General features: G+C 69.6%; 14 protein-coding genes and 3 tRNA genes. 13 read left to right on the forward strand and 4 right to left on the reverse strand.

All coding sequences use genetic code 11. The annotated features are described in order from the left end of the window. Positions 1 to 2 precede the first annotated feature (2 nt). The 6 genes from H6927_08725 (at position 3) to ribD (ending at position 4,249) form a co-directional block, all read left to right on the forward strand. Complete coding sequence (locus tag H6927_08725; protein MCP5218182.1) at positions 3 to 1,241, forward strand: O-succinylhomoserine sulfhydrylase; 1,239 nt, start codon at positions 3 to 5, stop codon at positions 1,239 to 1,241. A gap of 54 nt (positions 1,242 to 1,295) precedes the next feature. Further along, entirely contained in the window at positions 1,296 to 2,705 is a 1,410-nt protein-coding gene (locus H6927_08730) for a glutamate--tRNA ligase (GenBank protein MCP5218183.1), read from the forward strand. Positions 2,706 to 2,742: 37 nt separating this feature from the next. Further along, positions 2,743 to 2,818 (forward strand) — tRNA-Ala (locus tag H6927_08735). Between the two features lie 38 nt (positions 2,819 to 2,856). After that, positions 2,857 to 2,932, forward strand: a tRNA-Glu gene (locus H6927_08740). 46 nt (positions 2,933 to 2,978) lie between these two features. Beyond that, positions 2,979 to 3,055, forward strand: a tRNA-Asp gene (locus H6927_08745). Between the two features lie 81 nt (positions 3,056 to 3,136). Continuing rightward, entirely contained in the window at positions 3,137 to 4,249 is a 1,113-nt protein-coding gene (gene ribD, locus H6927_08750; GenBank protein MCP5218184.1) for a bifunctional diaminohydroxyphosphoribosylaminopyrimidine deaminase/5-amino-6-(5-phosphoribosylamino)uracil reductase RibD, read from the forward strand. 4 nt (positions 4,250 to 4,253) lie between these two features. Here ribD and H6927_08755 read toward each other — a convergent pair whose 3' ends face one another. The 3 genes from H6927_08755 to ilvD all read right to left on the reverse strand — a co-directional run bounded on the left by H6927_08755 (position 4,254) and on the right by ilvD (position 6,705). Continuing rightward, entirely contained in the window at positions 4,254 to 4,484 is a 231-nt protein-coding gene (locus H6927_08755) for a hexameric tyrosine-coordinated heme protein (protein MCP5218185.1), read from the reverse strand. A 119-nt stretch (positions 4,485 to 4,603) separates the two neighbouring features. Further along, positions 4,604 to 4,984 carry a hypothetical protein gene (locus H6927_08760; protein ID MCP5218186.1) on the reverse strand — a complete coding sequence of 127 codons (381 nt, stop codon included), beginning with the start codon at positions 4,982 to 4,984 and terminating at the stop codon, positions 4,604 to 4,606. An 11-nt stretch (positions 4,985 to 4,995) separates the two neighbouring features. Continuing rightward, entirely contained in the window at positions 4,996 to 6,705 is a 1,710-nt protein-coding gene (gene ilvD, locus H6927_08765) for a dihydroxy-acid dehydratase (GenBank protein ID MCP5218187.1), read from the reverse strand. A gap of 109 nt (positions 6,706 to 6,814) precedes the next feature. Here ilvD and H6927_08770 point away from each other — a divergent pair, with 109 nt between their 5' ends. The 5 genes from H6927_08770 to H6927_08790 are packed head-to-tail and all read left to right on the forward strand — an operon-like array spanning position 6,815 to position 12,151. After that, entirely contained in the window at positions 6,815 to 7,645 is an 831-nt protein-coding gene (locus H6927_08770) for a prolipoprotein diacylglyceryl transferase (protein MCP5218188.1), read from the forward strand. A 52-nt stretch (positions 7,646 to 7,697) separates the two neighbouring features. Continuing rightward, positions 7,698 to 9,086: a malonyl-CoA decarboxylase gene (locus H6927_08775; protein MCP5218189.1), complete on the forward strand. Its 1,389-nt coding sequence runs from the start codon at positions 7,698 to 7,700 to the stop codon at positions 9,084 to 9,086. Positions 9,087 to 9,104: 18 nt separating this feature from the next. Beyond that, positions 9,105 to 9,896, forward strand: a complete 792-nt coding sequence (locus H6927_08780) for an enoyl-CoA hydratase/isomerase family protein (GenBank protein MCP5218190.1) — start codon at positions 9,105 to 9,107, stop codon at positions 9,894 to 9,896. A 27-nt stretch (positions 9,897 to 9,923) separates the two neighbouring features. Then, entirely contained in the window at positions 9,924 to 11,483 is a 1,560-nt protein-coding gene (locus tag H6927_08785) for a malonyl-CoA synthase (GenBank protein MCP5218191.1), read from the forward strand. A 59-nt stretch (positions 11,484 to 11,542) separates the two neighbouring features. Continuing rightward, positions 11,543 to 12,151 carry a LapA family protein gene (locus H6927_08790; protein MCP5218192.1) on the forward strand — a complete coding sequence of 203 codons (609 nt, stop codon included), beginning with the start codon at positions 11,543 to 11,545 and terminating at the stop codon, positions 12,149 to 12,151. Between the two features lie 13 nt (positions 12,152 to 12,164). On the opposite strand, the gene H6927_08795 is transcribed toward H6927_08790, so the two are convergent. Then, entirely contained in the window at positions 12,165 to 12,608 is a 444-nt protein-coding gene (locus H6927_08795) for a universal stress protein (protein ID MCP5218193.1), read from the reverse strand. A gap of 227 nt (positions 12,609 to 12,835) precedes the next feature. Here H6927_08795 and H6927_08800 point away from each other — a divergent pair, with 227 nt between their 5' ends. Both H6927_08800 and ccoS read left to right on the forward strand, forming a co-directional pair. Then, on the forward strand, positions 12,836 to 15,124 hold the full coding sequence (locus H6927_08800; GenBank protein MCP5218194.1) for a cation-translocating P-type ATPase: 2,289 nt from the start codon (positions 12,836 to 12,838) through the stop codon (positions 15,122 to 15,124). After that, positions 15,124 to 15,261: a cbb3-type cytochrome oxidase assembly protein CcoS gene (gene ccoS / locus H6927_08805; protein ID MCP5218195.1), complete on the forward strand. Its 138-nt coding sequence runs from the start codon at positions 15,124 to 15,126 to the stop codon at positions 15,259 to 15,261. Before H6927_08800 ends, ccoS begins: the two co-directional genes overlap by 1 nt. Positions 15,262 to 15,315: the final 54 nt, after the last annotated feature.

The raw sequence follows: 15,315 nt of genomic DNA on the forward strand, positions 1-15,315 counted from the left end.
CCATGAACCCGAACGAGTTGAACGAGCAGGACCTGCCCGAAGGCCTGCACCCCGACACCCTGGCCGTGCGCGTGTCGATCCCGCGCAGCGGCTACGGCGAGCACTCCGAGGCGCTGTACCTCACCAGCTGCTTCGTGCAGCCCGACGCCGAGACCTCGGCGCGCCGCTTTGCCATGCAGGAGGAGGGCTACACCTACACCCGCACCGCCAACCCCTCGGTCACCGCATTCGAGCGCCGGCTGGCCGCGCTGGAAGGCGCCGAGGCGGCCATCGCCACCGCCAGCGGCATGTCGGCCATCCTGCTGATGGCCATGGGCCTGCTGAAAAGCGGCGACCACGTGATCGCCTCGCAGTCCATGTTCGGCTCCACCATCAAGCTGCTGGGCTCTGAATTTGCGCGCTTCGGCGTGCAGACCTCGTTCGTGTCGCAGACCGACGTGGGTGAGTGGCGCGCCGCGCTGCGCCCCAACACCCGCCTGCTGTTTGCCGAAACGCCCACCAACCCGCTGACCGAGGTGTGCGACATCGCCGCGCTGGCCGCCATCGCCAGGAAGGCCGGCGCGCTGCTGGCGGTGGACAACTGCTTTGCCACGCCCGCGCTGCAAAAGCCGCTGGCGCTGGGGGCCGACCTGATCATCCACTCGGGCACCAAGTTTCTCGACGGCCAGGGCCGCGTCATGGCCGGCGCCCTTTGCGGCTCGCGCAAGCTGATCGACGAGGTGTTCGCGCCGCTGATCCGCACCGCCGGCATGGTGCTCTCGCCCTTCAACGCCTGGGTGGTGCACAAGGGCATGGAAACGCTCAGCCTGCGCGTGGCCGCGCAAAGCGCCAACGCGCTGCAGATCGCCAGCTGGCTCGAGAAACACCCCGCCGTCGAGCGCGTGTTCTACCCCGGCCTGCCCTCGCACCCGCAACACCGGCTGGCCATGGCGCAGCAAGGGGGCGTCGGTGGGTCGGTGATTGCCTTCAGCGTCAGGGCCGCCAGCCCCGAGCAGGGCCGCGCGCGCGCCTTTCACGTCATCGACAGCACGCGCGTGTGCAGCATCGCCACCAACCTGGGCGACGTGCGCACCCTGCTCAGCCACCCGGCCAGCACCTCGCACGGACGCCTGTCCGAAGCGCAGCGCCAGGCCGCCGGCGTGGGGCAGGGCCTGATCCGCCTGTCGGTCGGGCTGGAGCACGTGCCCGACATCCTGCGCGACCTTTCGCACGGGCTGGACAGTTGTGGCCGCATCGACTGAATGCTATAAAATAAATAGCTGTTTACGCATATTCGACGGGGGCCAGGGCGCAAAATGACTCAAAACCAGGATCCATCCACGCGGCGCGTGCGCACGCGCTTCGCGCCATCGCCCACCGGCTTCATCCACCTGGGCAACATCCGTTCGGCGCTGTATCCCTGGGCCTTTGCGCGCTCGCAGGGCGGCACCTTCATCCTGCGCATCGAAGACACCGACCTGGAGCGCTCCACCCAGGCCTCGGTCGACGTCATCCTGGAGGGCATGGCCTGGCTCGGGCTGGATGCGGACGAAGGCCCCTACTACCAGATGCAGCGCATGGACCGCTACAAGGCGGTGCTGGCGCAGCTGCAGGCCGCCGGCCATGTGTACCCCTGCTACATGAGCGTGGCCGAACTCGACGCGCTGCGCGAGCGGCAAATGGCCGCCAAGCAAAAGCCGCGCTACGACGGCACCTGGCGCCCCGAGCCCGGCAAGGTGTTGCCGCCCGTGCCCGCCGGCGTGCAGCCGGTGCTGCGCTTCAAGACGCCCTTGAGCGGCGTGGTCGGCTGGGACGACAAGTGCAAGGGCCACATCGCGTTCCAGAACAGCGAGCTGGACGACCTGGTCATCGCCCGCCCCGACGGCACGCCCACCTACAACTTCTGCGTCTGCGTGGACGACATGGACATGGGCATCACCCACGTCATCCGCGGCGACGACCACGTCAACAACACGCCGCGCCAGATCCACATCTTCCAGGCCCTGGGCGCGCCGGTGCCGGTGTTCGCCCACCTGCCCACCGTGCTCAACGAGCAGGGCGAGAAGATGAGCAAGCGCAACGGCGCCAAGGCCGTCACGCAGTACCGCGACGAGGGCTACCTGCCCGATGCCATGGTCAACTACCTGGCGCGCCTGGGCTGGAGCCATGGCGACGACGAGATCTTCTCGCGCGCGCAATTCCTGCAGTGGTTCAACCTCGACCACCTGGGCACCAGCGCCGGGCGCTTTGACGAAGCCAAGCTGCGCTGGGTCAACGCCCAGCACCTGAAGGCCATGCCGGGCGCGGAGCTGGCGCCGCTGGTGGCCGCGCAGCTGCAAAAGCGCGGCGTCGAGGGCGACGAGCGCCTGCCCGCGCTGTGCGATCTGTTCAAGGACCGCGTGGACACCACCGCGGCCCTGGCCAACTGGCTGCTGCCGTACTACGCCGACGTGCAGCCGAGCGCCGACGACCTGGCCAAGCACGTCACCGCCGCCGTCAAGCCCGCCCTGGCCAGCTTGGCCACGCGGCTCGAATCCACGCCATGGACCACGGCCGACATCGCCGCCGCGCTCAAGCAGACCCTGGCCGAGCACGGCCTGAAAATGCCCCAACTGGCCATGCCCGTGCGCGTGCTGGTCATGGGCACGCCGCAGACGCCTTCGGTCGACGCGGTGCTGGCCCTGCATCGGCGCGAAAAAGTTTTGGCAAGCTTGCGAAGAGGGTGAAATCCAACATATAATGCGAGGCTCGACACCCACAAACGGGGGTATAGCTCAGCTGGGAGAGCGCTTGCATGGCATGCAAGAGGTCAGCGGTTCGATCCCGCTTACCTCCACCATCAAAGTGTCGAGAATCGGTCAGTCGTTCCAAGGTTTTGACCCTATCGTCTAGAGGCCTAGGACATCACCCTTTCACGGTGAGTACCGGGGTTCGAATCCCCGTAGGGTCGCCAAGTTTTGTCGCACTTGGGCTTGCAAAAGCCGAACGCGGCTTCGTGCGGAGTGGTAGTTCAGTTGGTTAGAATACCGGCCTGTCACGCCGGGGGTCGCGGGTTCGAGTCCCGTCCACTCCGCCAAAGCTCAAAAGGGCCTGATTTCGATCAGGCCCTTTTTTCTTGGGTCGCGCGTGCAACGTGCCTGCTTTGTCCACGCCGATCATGTCACTTCCGGTCAATCCCTTCATGGCCATGGCGCTTGCCCTGGCCGAGCAGGCGCGCCCGATCTGTCCGCCCAATCCGGCCGTCGGTTGCGTGCTGGTGGGCGCCGATGGCCAGGTCATTGGCCAGGGGCACACGCAGCCCACCGGGCAGGCGCACGCCGAGGTGATGGCCCTGCGCGATGCGCAGGCGCGCGGGCATGCCACCGTGGGCGCCACGGCCTACGTCACGCTCGAGCCCTGTGCGCACCAGGGCCGCACCGGGCCGTGCGCCGATGCGCTGATCAAGGCCGGTGTGCGCCGGGTGGTGGCTTCACTGCAAGACCCGAACCCGCGCGTGGCGGGGCAGGGCTTTGCGCGCTTGCGCGCGGCCGGCATCGCGGTCGAGGTGGGGCCGGGCGCTGAGGCCTCGCGCGAGCTCAACCTCGGTTTCTTCAGCCGCATGCAGCGCGGCCGCCCCTGGGTGCGCATGAAGGTGGCCGCCTCGCTGGACGGACGCACCGCGCTGCCCAACGGCGCCAGCCAGTGGATCACCTCGCCTGCCGCGCGCGAAGACGGCCATGCCTGGCGCGCCCGCGCGTGCGCGGTGCTCACCGGCATCGGCACCGTGCTGCACGACGATCCGCGGCTGGACGTGCGCCTGCCGGGCGCCACGCGTCAGCCCATGCTGGTGATTGCCGACAGCCGGCTGCGCACGCCGCTGGACGCGCGTCTGTGGCAGGTGCCAGGGCGCCGCGTTTGCATCGCCGGCGCTGGCGCCGACACCCAGCGCGAGCAGGCCTTGCGTGATCGCGGCGCCGGCGTGCTGCGGCTGCCGGATGCGGAGGGCCGAATCGATCTGTCCGCCTTGCTCGTGGAACTGGCGCGGCGCGAGGTCAACGAAGTGCACGTCGAAGCCGGTGCCCAACTCAATGCCGCCCTGTGGCGCGCCGGCCTGGTCGATGAACTGCTGCTCTATCAGGCCCCGCGCCTGCTGGGCCAGGGCGCGCCACTGGCCGATCTGGGTCCTTTCACCGATCTGGCTCAGGGTCCGTGGCTCGAATACATCGGTGCCGACCGCATCGGCCCCGACCTGCGCATCCGGGCCAGGGTCGTCAACCCATCGGCGCGTTGACCTCTTATTTACGCCAATAGTTGTTGGCCGCCGCCACGGTCTGGAAGTTGGTGGCAATCACGTGCGAGGCTGCGGTCAGTTCGTGCGCGTCGTTCGAATACTCGGGCCGCAGCTTGTGCAGCACCTGGGCGTCGGGCTGCGTGTACTTGACGCCGCGGCGGCTGAGCGTGATGGCCAGCTCGAAGCCTTCTTGCGGGGTGGCGGTGATGAGCGAGGTGAGCCATGTGTCGGCCATGCGAGATCTCCTTGGGTTGTATTGACCGAAGGATTCTGCCGCAGCACCTGCGCGGGCCGTGCCCCGTGGCGCGTTGAGGCCGCGCGCGGTGGGGTCTTTCGCTTGCCGCGTGCCGCGCGTCAGCCAGGCAGGTTCAGCTCGACGCAGTCCGACCCGCACGCGCCCGGCGCCGCGGGCGTGGGTGCCGGCGCCGAGCGGTGCAGCACGGCGCGCGTGGGCGTGACGCGCAGGCCTTCGCCCTCGAGCGCGGCCGTGCCCTCGACGATCAGCGAATGCTCGTCGGGCGACAGCGGCGGCCACACCAGCGCCACCGCCGGCTCGCGCTCGATGTTGGCGCGCGTGCGCCGGCCGATGCCGGCGATGTGCAGCACGCCGCCTTGCAGCGTCACCGCCGTGGCGGTGGCGTGCGGCGCGCCCTGGCCGGGGGCCGTCAGCAGATAGGCAAACCGGTAGCGGGCCATGGCCTGGCCCAGCTCGGGCAGGGCGACGGGAATGCTCATGACGACGCTCCTCAGTTCTGCGGAAAGTCGTCCAGCACCGCGCCGCGGCTGGCGCTGGACGCGTTGAAGGCGAACTTGGCCTGCACGCCGCGGGTGTAGCGCGGCTTGGGCGCCGTCCAGGCGGCGCGGCGCCGGGCCAGCTCGGCGTCGGGCACGTTCAGCTGCAGCAGCAGTTGGTGCGCGTCGATGGTGATCGAGTCGCCCTCGTGAATCAGGGCGATGTTGCCACCGGCGGCCGCCTCGGGTGCCACGTGGCCCACCACCATGCCCCAGGTGCCGCCCGAAAAGCGTCCGTCGGTGATCAGGCCCACGCTCTCGCCCAGGCCCTCGCCGATCAGCGCGCCGGTGGGCGCCAGCATCTCGGGCATGCCCGGGCCGCCCTTGGGGCCCAGGTAGCGCAGCACCATCACGTCGCCGGGCTTGATCTTGCCGGCCAGGATGGCGGCCAGCGCCGACTGCTCGTCGTCGAACACGCGCGCCGGGCCGGTCATCACGGGGTTCTTCAGGCCGGTGATCTTGGCCACGCTGCCCTCGGGGCTGAGGTTGCCCTTGAGGATGGCCAGGTGGCCCTCGTCGTACAGCGGCTTGTCGAAGGGACGGATCACGTCCTGGTCGGCGCGCGGCGCGTCGGGCACGTCTTTCAGCGTCTCGGCGATGGTCTTGCCGGTGATGGTGATGCAGTCGCCGTGCAGCAGGCCCGCGTTCAGCAGCATCTTCATCACCTGCGGAATGCCGCCGGCCTTGTGCAGGTCCACCGCCAGGTACTTGCCGCTGGGCTTCATGTCGCAGAACACCGGCACCTTCTTGCGCATGCGCTCGAAGTCGTCGATGGTCCATTCGACGCCCGCCGCATGCGCGATCGCCAGGAAGTGCAGCACCGCATTGGTCGAGCCGCCCACGGCCATGATCACGGCGACGGCGTTCTCGATCGACTTGCGCGTGACGATGTCGCGCGGCTTGAGGTCCTTCTTGATGGCTTCGATCAGCACCTTGGCCGACTCGCGGGCCGAATCCACCTTTTCAGAATGCGGGTTGGCCATGGTGCTGGAGTAGGGCAGGCTCATGCCCAGCGCCTCGAAGGCGCTGCTCATGGTGTTGGCGGTGTACATGCCGCCGCACGAGCCGGTGCCGGGAATGGCGTGCTGCTCGATGTCCTTGAGCTCCTGGTCGCTGATCTTGCCGGCGGCGTTGGCGCCCACGGCCTCGAACACGCTCACGATGTTCAGGTCGCACCCGTGCAGGCAGCCCGGCTCGATGGTGCCGCCGTAGACGTAGATGCTGGGCACGTTGGCGCGCAGCATGCCCATCATGCCGCCGGGCATGTTCTTGTCGCAGCCGCCGATAACCACGCAGCCGTCCATCCACTGGCCCTGCACGCAGGTCTCCACGCAGTCGCTGATCACCTCGCGGCTGACCAGCGAATACTTCATGCCCTCGGTGCCCATGGCCATGCCGTCGCTGATGGTCGGCGTGCCGAACACCTGTGCGTTGCCGCCCGCTTCCTCGATGCCGGCAATCGCCGCGTCGGCCAGCTTCTGCAGGCCGCTGTTGCAGGGCGTGATGGTGCTGTGGCCGTTGGCCACGCCGACCATGGGCTTGTCGAAGTCGGCCTCGGTGTAGCCCATGCCGTAGTACATGGAGCGGTTGGCGGCGCGCGCCTTGCCCTGGGTGATGTTGGCGCTGCGGCGGTTGATGGGCAGGTTGGGTTTGGAATCGGCCATGGCGATGTGTTGATGAGAGAAGGCGTGAAAACGCAGCCCCGGACGGCTGCGCAAAATGCAAAGTATGCGCCAAGAACAGGCGCCGCCCTTGCGCGGGCACAATGCGGCCATGCTGATGTATCCGCACATCGACCCCATCGCCATCCGCCTGGGCCCGCTGGCCATTCACTGGTACGGCATCACCTACCTGGTGGCCTTCGGGCTGTTTTATTTTCTGGCCACGCGCCGGCTGCGCCACCCGCAGTTCGCGGCCGTCACCCAGCCCGCGCCCTGGAGCCGGCGCGACATCGAGGACATGCTGTTCTGGGGCGTGGTGGGCGTCATCGTGGGCGGGCGCCTGGGCTTTTGCCTGTTCTACAAGCCCGAGTTCTACGCCGCCCACCCGCTGCAGGTGCTGGCCATCTGGGAAGGGGGCATGAGCTTTCACGGCGGCATGCTGGGCGTCATCGTGGCCATGGTTTTGTGGGCGCACCGGCGCGGCCGCCCCTGGCTGCAGGTGACCGACCTGGTCGCGCCCTGCGTGCCGCTGGGCCTGGCCAGCGGGCGCGTGGGCAACTTCATCAACGGCGAGCTGTGGGGCCGCTTTGCCCCGCCCGAGCTGCCCTGGGCCATGGTGTTTCCGCAAAGCGGCTCCATGCTGCCGCGCCACCCCTCGCAGATCTACCAGTTCCTGCTGGAGGGCGTGCTGCTGTTCGTGCTGCTGTGGCTGTACGCGCGCCGCCCGCGCCGGATGGGGCAGGTGAGTGGGGCTTTCCTGGTGGGCTACGGCGTGCTGCGCTTCACGGCCGAGTATTTCCGCGAGCCCGACGCCTACCTGGGCCTGCTGTCGCTGGGCCTGTCCATGGGCCAGTGGCTGTGCGTGCCCATGGTGCTGGCGGGCGTGGCGCTGTGGGCCTGGGCCAGCCGGCGCCTTCCTGCCGCGGCCGGGTCCCGTGCCTGACGTTTCAAGGCTTTTTTGATCGCTGGCCGGCGTGGATGAATCGTTGATAGCTATGAATTCCGAAGCAACACGTGATCTCCCGGACGGCCTCGCGTCCTCCCCCAGCATTCGCCAGCGCCTGGGTGCCATGCTCGAGCGCGGGGTGGACGCCATCGGCCCCTGGGGCCCGCGCCGCATCCTGCGCGAGCTGCAGCAGGTGCTGGACCCCGCCGTCAGCGAGGTCGAGGGCGGCCGCCGCGCCGCCGCCTTGGCGCAGTGGTACGCCGGCGCCACGCCCGAGCAGCGGCGCGAATGCTGGGTGCTGATGAGCGAGCACTTCGCCCCCGACGTGAGCGCCATCGAATCGGCCCACGCCGCCTACGAGGCCGTGCGCGGCACCGACGACGAGGCGCGTGCCGAGCTGCACCTGCGCCGCGCCTTCACTGCCCCGCGCACGCGCCTGCTGCAGCGCTTTTCGGCCTATCCGGGCGGCGTGCGCTTTTTGGTCGATCTGCGCGCCGAGCTGCTGCCGCAGCTCAAGAAGGACAAGCGCCTGGTCGCGCTGGACGGCGAGCTGCAGGAGCTGTTCTCGACCTGGTTCGACGTCGGCTTTCTGGAGCTGCGCCGCATCAGCTGGGACTCGCCCGCCTCGCTGATCGAAAAGCTGATCCAGTACGAGGCCGTGCACGACATCCGCAGCTGGCAGGACGCCAAGAACCGGCTGGACGAGGACCGGCGCTGCTACAGCTTCTTCCACCCGCGCATGCCCGGCGAGCCGCTGATCTTTGTCGAGGTGGCCCTGCTGCGCGAGATGGCCGGCGGCATCGTCCCGCTGCTGGACGAGGAGGCCGCCCCGGCCGACCTGGACAAGGCCGCCTGCGCCATCTTCTACTCCATCAGCAACACCCAGAGCGGCCTCAAGGGCGTGAGCTTTGGCGACGAGCTGATCAAGCGCGTGGTCGAGGTGCTGCAGACCGAGTTTCCGCGCCTGAAGGTGTTCGCCACGCTCTCGCCCATCCCCGGCCTGCGCGCCTGGCTGGGCAAGAACCTCGACGCCCGCCTGCAGGCCACGCCCGCGCGCGCCCGCGCCGAGCTGGCGCGCGAGCTGGGCGTGGCCCAGGTTGCCGCCGCCGACCTGCAGGGCGCGCTCGACGGCGTGACCCAGTGGCCCGAGAAATCGGCCCGCGCCCGCTGGCTGCTGGCCGCTGCCGCCCACTACCTCGCGCGCGAGCACATCGAGGGCGGCCGTCCGCTGGACGCCGTGACGCGCTTTCACCTGGGCAACGGCGCGCGCATCGAGCGCATCAACTGGCTGGGCGACCCCTCGCCCAAGGGCCTCAGGCAGTCGTACGGGCTGATGGTCAACTACCTGTATGACCTCAAGCGCCTGGACAAGCACCGGCGCGAGCTGGCGCAGGGAACGGTGCCGGTGGCCGGCGCCGTCCAGAGCCTGCTGGATTGACGGAGCGCGCGCATCGCCATGCCGGGTGACATCCAGCTCGAACGCGACGGCGCCGTGGCGCACGTCATGCTGGCCAACGCTGGCAAGCTCAACGCCATGTCGCGCGCCATGTGGCGCCGCCTGCGCGCCGTGTTCGCGGCGATCCAGGCCGACGAGGGCGTGCGCTGCGTCATCGTGCACGGCCAGGGTGCAACGTTCTGCGCCGGCGGCGACATCGCCGAATACCCCGCGTTCCGCTTCGACGTGGCCAGCCTGCGGGCGTTTCACGAGCAGGACGTCTGGGGCGGCCTGCAGGCCATGCTGGACTGCGACGTGCCGGTGATCGCCGCCATCGAGGGCCATTGCATGGGTGCCGGCATGGAGATCGCCAGTTGCTGCGACATCCGCGTGGCGGCCGACGACGCGCGCTTCGGCGCACCGATCGCCAAGCTGGGTTTTCCGATGGCCCCGCGCGAGGCGGCGCTGGTGGCGCGCGTGGCCGGCGAGGCCACGGCGCGCGAGATGCTGCTGGAGGCGGCGGTGCTGGACGCGGCCGAGATGAAGGCGCGCGGCTTCGTGCACCGCGTGCTGCCGGCGGCCGCGGTGCTGGAGCACGCTCGCGAGCGGGCACGGCGCATCACCGCCCTGGCGCCGCGCGCCGCACGCCTGAACAAACAGACGTTTCGGGCATTGAATCAGCCCCTGGCCCGCGACGAATATGCCCCATTAGCTATTGAAAACATAGTCATCGACGCCTACGATTACGCCGACGGCGCCGAGCACCGGGAGGGCATCGCGGCCTTCCTGGCCAAGCGCCCGCCGCGGTTTTGATCTGCTGACATTCCCATCGAACGAGCCATGCCCAACGCCAACCTGTTTGCCGCCTTGCGCGCCGCCTTTCCCGCCGACCTGGACGCCGTGGCGGTGGAAACCGACAGCGGCCTGCGCTACTCCTGGCGCGACCTCGACCGCGCCACGGCCATGGTGGCCAATCTGTTGCAGTCGCTGGACATCCCCCCGGACTCCGCCGGCATGCCGCCGCGCGTGGCGGTGCAGGTGGACAAGTCGGTCGAGGCCCTGATCCTGTACCTGGCCACGCTGCGCGCCGGCTTTGTCTTCTTGCCGCTCAACACGGCCTACCAGAGCGGCGAGATCGCGTACTTCGTGGGCAATGCCAGGCCGGCGGTGGTGGTGTGCACGGGCAAGAACTTCGCCTGGATCAGCCCGATCGCGTTTCAGGCCGGCACGCGCCACGTCTTCACGCTGAACGACGACCGCACGGGCAGCCTGCTGGAGCGCGCGGCGCACTGCGGCGCCACGCAGACGCCCGTGCCGCGGCAGGCGGACGATCTGGCCGCTATCGTCTACACCAGCGGCACCACCGGCCGCAGCAAGGGCGCCATGCTGTCGCACGGCAACCTGCTGTCCAACGCGGCGGTGCTGAAAGACTACTGGGGCTGGCAGCCCGGCGACGTGCTGATCCATGCGCTGCCCATCTTTCACGTGCACGGCCTGTTCGTGGCCATCCATGGCGCTTTGCTGAACGGCAGCACCATGCTGTGGCACGGCAAGTTCGACCCCAAGCGGGTGCTGGCCGATCTGCCGCGCGCCACGGTGTTCATGGGCGTGCCCACGCTGTACACGCGCATGCTGGCCGAGCCGGGGCTGACGCGAGAGACGGCCGGGAGCATGCGCCTGTTCATCAGCGGCTCGGCGCCGCTGCTGATCGAGACCTTCGATGACTGGCGCGCGCGCACCGGCCACACCATCCTGGAGCGCTACGGCATGAGCGAGACCATCATGCTCACCAGCAACCCCTACCGGGCCGACCCGCGCTACCAGAACCAGAGCGAGCGGCGCGGCGGCACGGTGGGCTTTCCGCTGCCGGGCGTTGATTTGCGCGTGTGCGGCGATGACGGCCGGCCGGTGGCGGCCGGCGCGATCGGCGGCATCCAGGTCAAGGGCCCCAACGTGTTTGCCGGCTACTGGCAGATGCCCGAGAAGACGGCCGAGGAGTTCACCCCCGACGGCTTTTTCAAGACCGGCGACGTGGGCCAGCAGGACGCGCGCGGCTACGTCACCATCGTCGGGCGCAGCAAGGATCTGATCATCAGCGGCGGCTACAACGTCTACCCGGCCGAGATCGAGGGCGTGCTCAACGAGCTGCCGGGCGTGCAGGAGTCGGCCATCGTCGGCGTGCCGCACCCCGACTTCGGCGAGGTGGGCGTGGCGGTGGTGATTGCCCGCGCCGGCGCCAAGCCCGATCCGGACGCGCTGCTGGCCACGCTCAAGGCGCGGCTGGCCAACTACAAGATACCCAAGCGCTGCTTCGTCCTGGCCGAGCTGCCGCGCAACACCATGGGCAAGGTGCAGAAGAATCTGCTGCGCGAGCGCTACAAGGATTTGTTCACGGCGTGACGGCCGTGGTGGCCCTTACACTCCTCGCACGTTCGCAGACCGACCACCCAGGAGCCCCCATGTCCTTGCGCACCCTGTTCTTCTTGTTGATTTGCGCCGCCATCGCGACCTTCGTCGGCGTCAATTGGACGGAGATGAACCGGCCGACCGACCTGTCGCTCATCTTCACCCACGTCACGGCGCCGCTGGGCCTGGTGCTGGTGGGACTGATGGTGCTGCTGTTCGTGGTGTTCGTCGGCGTGATGGCCTACACCCAGGGCACCGTGCTGATGGAAACGCGCCGCCACGCCAAGGAACTGTCGGCCCAGCGCGAGCTGGCCGACAAGGCCGAGGCCTCGCGCTTCACCGACCTGCGCCAGCACCTGGACCAGGAGGTGGCGCGCCTGACCGAGGCCGTCGAGCGCCAGAAGCAGGACACCCTCTCGCGCATCGACCGCGCCGAAATGGGCCTTCGCGAGCGTCCAGTGGACGCCGAGATCGGCCGCCTGACGCAGGCGGTCGAGAACCACAACCGCGACCTGCACGCGCGCGTGGACCGGCTGGAAATGGGCCTGCGCGAAGGCCTGGCCGACTACAAGCCCGCCTTGCCCAGCATGCGCCCGGCGGTGACGCACCAGCCGGCCGACGAGGGCCCGGCCGATCCGACCGCCGGCATGCCCTCGATCTGAGCGTTGCCGGCCTTCAGTGCAGGACCAGCACCGGGATTTTCGCGTGCGTCACCACGTGCTGGGTTTCGCTGCCCAGCAGCAGGCGCGACATGCCGCGGCGGCCGTGCGAGGCCATCACGATCAGGTCGGCGTTGTGCTTGGTGGCCAGCTCCAGCAGCGCGTCCGACACCAGGTCTGACTCGGCCATCACCTCGGTCACCTTGACCTTCAGCGCGGCGCCGGCGTCACGCACCGCGTCGAGGTGCTTGCGTCCGATGTCGGTCCAGCTTTGCTTGATGCGATCGACTTCTTCCTTGGGCAGCGACAGCGAGCCGTCGTAGTAGCCGCGCGGGTAGACCGGGATGACCGTGGCCGCCAGCAACTCGGCGCCACAGGTGGCCGCCAGCCGAACAGCGTGATCGACGGCCTTGTTGGACAGCTCCGACCCGTCGGTGGCAACCAGAATGCGCTGATACATGATCCTTCTCCTTGTGTGTGACGATGCGCCCCTTCCACGCGTGCGCCGCAGCGCGTGCCGGCGTCAAAACCATACCGCATTCGCGGGGCCGGTGCAGGTGCTTGACACGGTCCCCACCATGTTCACCCACGAACGGCGACGCCACATTGACCTGTGTCAAGCGAAGGCTCGGGCCGTTCGGTTATGGTTCATCCATGCTGGCGGCAGGGACTCTTCAGACGACCGCGATGGGGGCGCCCCAGGCGGACGATGCCCCGTCGGCCGGGCTGTCGCTGCTGGACGAGCGCGACGAGTGGCTGGCCTTCAGCCGCCAGGCAGCCGAGGCCGGCGCGGCGGCGATCCCGGACGGTTGCTGGGAATCGTCGGTGGCCCTGGAAGGCATGCATTGCGCGGCCTGCGCCGGCACGATCGAGCGCCTGATCGGCGCGGTGCCGGGGGTGCGGGAGGTGCAGGTCAGCGCCGCCGCCCAGCGTGCGCGCGTGCTGTGGGACGAGCGGGCCACGCGGCCCTCGCGCTGGCTGGCGGCCCTGCAGGGCAGCGGCTACCGCGCCGTGCCGGTGCACGACCTGCAGGCCGCCGTGCAGCGCCAGGCCGACACGCGCCGCATGCTGTGGCGCCTGGGCGTGGCCGGCCTGTGCATGATGCAGGTGATGATGTACGCCGCCCCGTCGTACTTCACCGCGCCGGGCGAGATCGAGCCCGACCTCATCCATCTGCTGCGCTGGGCCCAGTGGGTGCTGTCGCTGCCGGTGCTGCTGTTTGCGTGCCAGCCTTTCCTGGCCGGCGCCTGGCGCGATGCGCGCGCGCGCCGGATCGGCATGGACCTGCCGGTGGCGCTGGGCATGGTCATCACCTTCGTCGTCAGCAGCCTGGGCACCTTCGAGCCCGCGGGGCCCTTCGGCCACGAGGTGTACTTCGACTCGTTCACGATGTTCGTGTTTTTCCTGCTGGCCGGGCGCTGGCTGGAGCTGCGCCTGCGCGACCGCGCCGCTGGCGCGCTGGAGGCGCTGATGCACCGCCTGCCCGACAGCGTGCAGCGCCGCGACGCGGGCGGTGGCTGGCAGCGCGTGTCGGCGCGCCGCGTGCGCGTGGGCGACGTACTGCGCGTGCTGCCGGGCGAGAGCTTCGTGGCCGACGGCACGATCCTGAGCGGCCAGACCACGGTCGATGAGGCCCTGCTGACGGGCGAATCGCGCCCGGTGGCGCGCGACCGGGGCGAGACGGTGATTGCCGGCAGCCACAACCTGAGCCAGCCGGTGGAGCTGCGCGTCAGCCATGTGGGCGAAGGCACGCGCTACGCCCAGGTGGTGGCGCTGATGGAGCAGGCCGCGGTCAGCAAGCCGCGCATCGCGCAATTGGCCGATCGCCTGGCCACGCCCTTCCTGCTGTTCGTGCTGCTGGCGGCGGGCGTGGCCTGCGCCTGGTGGTGGCCCCAGGACCCGGAGCATGCCCTGATGGTGGCGGTGGCCATCCTGGTGGTGACCTGCCCCTGTGCGCTGTCGCTGGCCACGCCGGCGGCCATGCTGGCCAGCGCCGGGGCGCTGGCGCGGCGCGGTGTCCTGGTGCGGCGCCTGCAGGCCATCGAGGCGCTGGCCGCGGTGGACACCGTGGTGTTCGACAAGACCGGCACCTTGACGCGCGACGCCTTCGTGCTGCAACGGGTGGTGCTGCGCGAGGGCGTGGCGCGCGGCGACGCGCTGGTCCTGGCCGCCGCGCTGGCGCGCCACAGCCTGCACCCGGTGTCGCGGGCGGTGGCCGCCGCCGCCGGCGAAGCGGTACTGCCCGAGGCCACGCGGGTGCACGAGACGGTGGGGCAGGGTGTGGCGGGTGACGTGGCCTGGGGTGAGGGGCCGCCACGGCGCCTGCGCCTGGGCTCGCACGCCTTTTGCGCCGTGCCGGCCACGGCGGCGGCCGGGCCGGTGAGCCATTTGAGCGACGAGCAGGGCTGGCTGGCCAGCTTCGACTTCCTGGAAGACATCCGCGCCGACGCACGGGCGAGCGTGGCGGCCCTGCACGAGCAGGGCCTGCAGGTGCAGCTGGTGTCGGGCGACGACGCGCGCACGGCGGCGCAGGTGGGCGGGCAGCTCGGCGTGGACGTGGCCCTGGGCGGCTGCTCGCCGGCCGACAAGCTGGACCACCTGCGGGCGCTGCAGGCGCAGGGCGCGCGCACCGCCATGGTGGGCGACGGGCTGAACGACGGCCCCGTGCTGGCGGCGGCCCAGGTCTCCTTCGCCTTCGGCCGGGCGGTGCCGCTGGCCCAGGCGCAGTCGGACTTCGTGGTGCTGGGCGAGCGCCTGCTGGCCGTGCCGGCGGCCCGCCGGCAGGCGGTGCGCACGGTGGCTGTGGTCAAGCAGAATCTGGGCTGGGCCATGGTCTACAACGCCGCCGCCGTGCCGATGGCCATGGCGGGGTGGATGCCGGCCTGGGCCGCGGGCCTGGGTATGGCCGCCAGTTCGCTGGTGGTGGTGCTCAACGCGCTGCGGCTGTCGCGTGGCATGGATGGGGAGTGGGCCTGATGGACGTGCTGTATGTGCTCATCCCGCTGTCGGTGGTGCTGGTGTTTTTTGTGCTGGGAGCGCTCGGCTGGGCCATTTATCGGGGCCAGTTCGAGGATGTGGAACGCGAGGGGCAGCGCATTCTCGAGAACGATTGACGCACGTCAACGTGTCCATGACGCAATTGAGGATACTGCTGCGCGGTTGATAAG

Source organism: Burkholderiaceae bacterium (assembly GCA_024235995.1).
GTDB lineage: Bacteria > Pseudomonadota > Gammaproteobacteria > Burkholderiales > Burkholderiaceae_C > Ottowia.

Excerpts from the sequence above, each read along its gene's own strand:
- H6927_08725 (MCP5218182.1), top strand. The coding sequence starts at position 3 with ATGAACCCGAACGAGTTGAACGAGCAGGACCTGCCCGAAGGCCTGCAC.
- H6927_08730 (MCP5218183.1), top strand. The coding sequence starts at position 1,296 with ATGACTCAAAACCAGGATCCATCCACGCGGCGCGTGCGCACGCGCTTC.
- ribD (MCP5218184.1), top strand. The coding sequence starts at position 3,137 with ATGTCACTTCCGGTCAATCCCTTCATGGCCATGGCGCTTGCCCTGGCC.
- H6927_08755 (MCP5218185.1), bottom strand. The coding sequence starts at position 4,484 with ATGGCCGACACATGGCTCACCTCGCTCATCACCGCCACCCCGCAAGAA.
- H6927_08760 (MCP5218186.1), bottom strand. The coding sequence starts at position 4,984 with ATGAGCATTCCCGTCGCCCTGCCCGAGCTGGGCCAGGCCATGGCCCGC.
- ilvD (MCP5218187.1), bottom strand. The coding sequence starts at position 6,705 with ATGGCCGATTCCAAACCCAACCTGCCCATCAACCGCCGCAGCGCCAAC.
- H6927_08770 (MCP5218188.1), top strand. The coding sequence starts at position 6,815 with ATGCTGATGTATCCGCACATCGACCCCATCGCCATCCGCCTGGGCCCG.
- H6927_08775 (MCP5218189.1), top strand. The coding sequence starts at position 7,698 with ATGAATTCCGAAGCAACACGTGATCTCCCGGACGGCCTCGCGTCCTCC.
- H6927_08780 (MCP5218190.1), top strand. The coding sequence starts at position 9,105 with ATGCCGGGTGACATCCAGCTCGAACGCGACGGCGCCGTGGCGCACGTC.
- H6927_08785 (MCP5218191.1), top strand. The coding sequence starts at position 9,924 with ATGCCCAACGCCAACCTGTTTGCCGCCTTGCGCGCCGCCTTTCCCGCC.
- H6927_08790 (MCP5218192.1), top strand. The coding sequence starts at position 11,543 with ATGTCCTTGCGCACCCTGTTCTTCTTGTTGATTTGCGCCGCCATCGCG.
- H6927_08795 (MCP5218193.1), bottom strand. The coding sequence starts at position 12,608 with ATGTATCAGCGCATTCTGGTTGCCACCGACGGGTCGGAGCTGTCCAAC.
- H6927_08800 (MCP5218194.1), top strand. The coding sequence starts at position 12,836 with ATGGGGGCGCCCCAGGCGGACGATGCCCCGTCGGCCGGGCTGTCGCTG.
- ccoS (MCP5218195.1), top strand. The coding sequence starts at position 15,124 with ATGGACGTGCTGTATGTGCTCATCCCGCTGTCGGTGGTGCTGGTGTTT.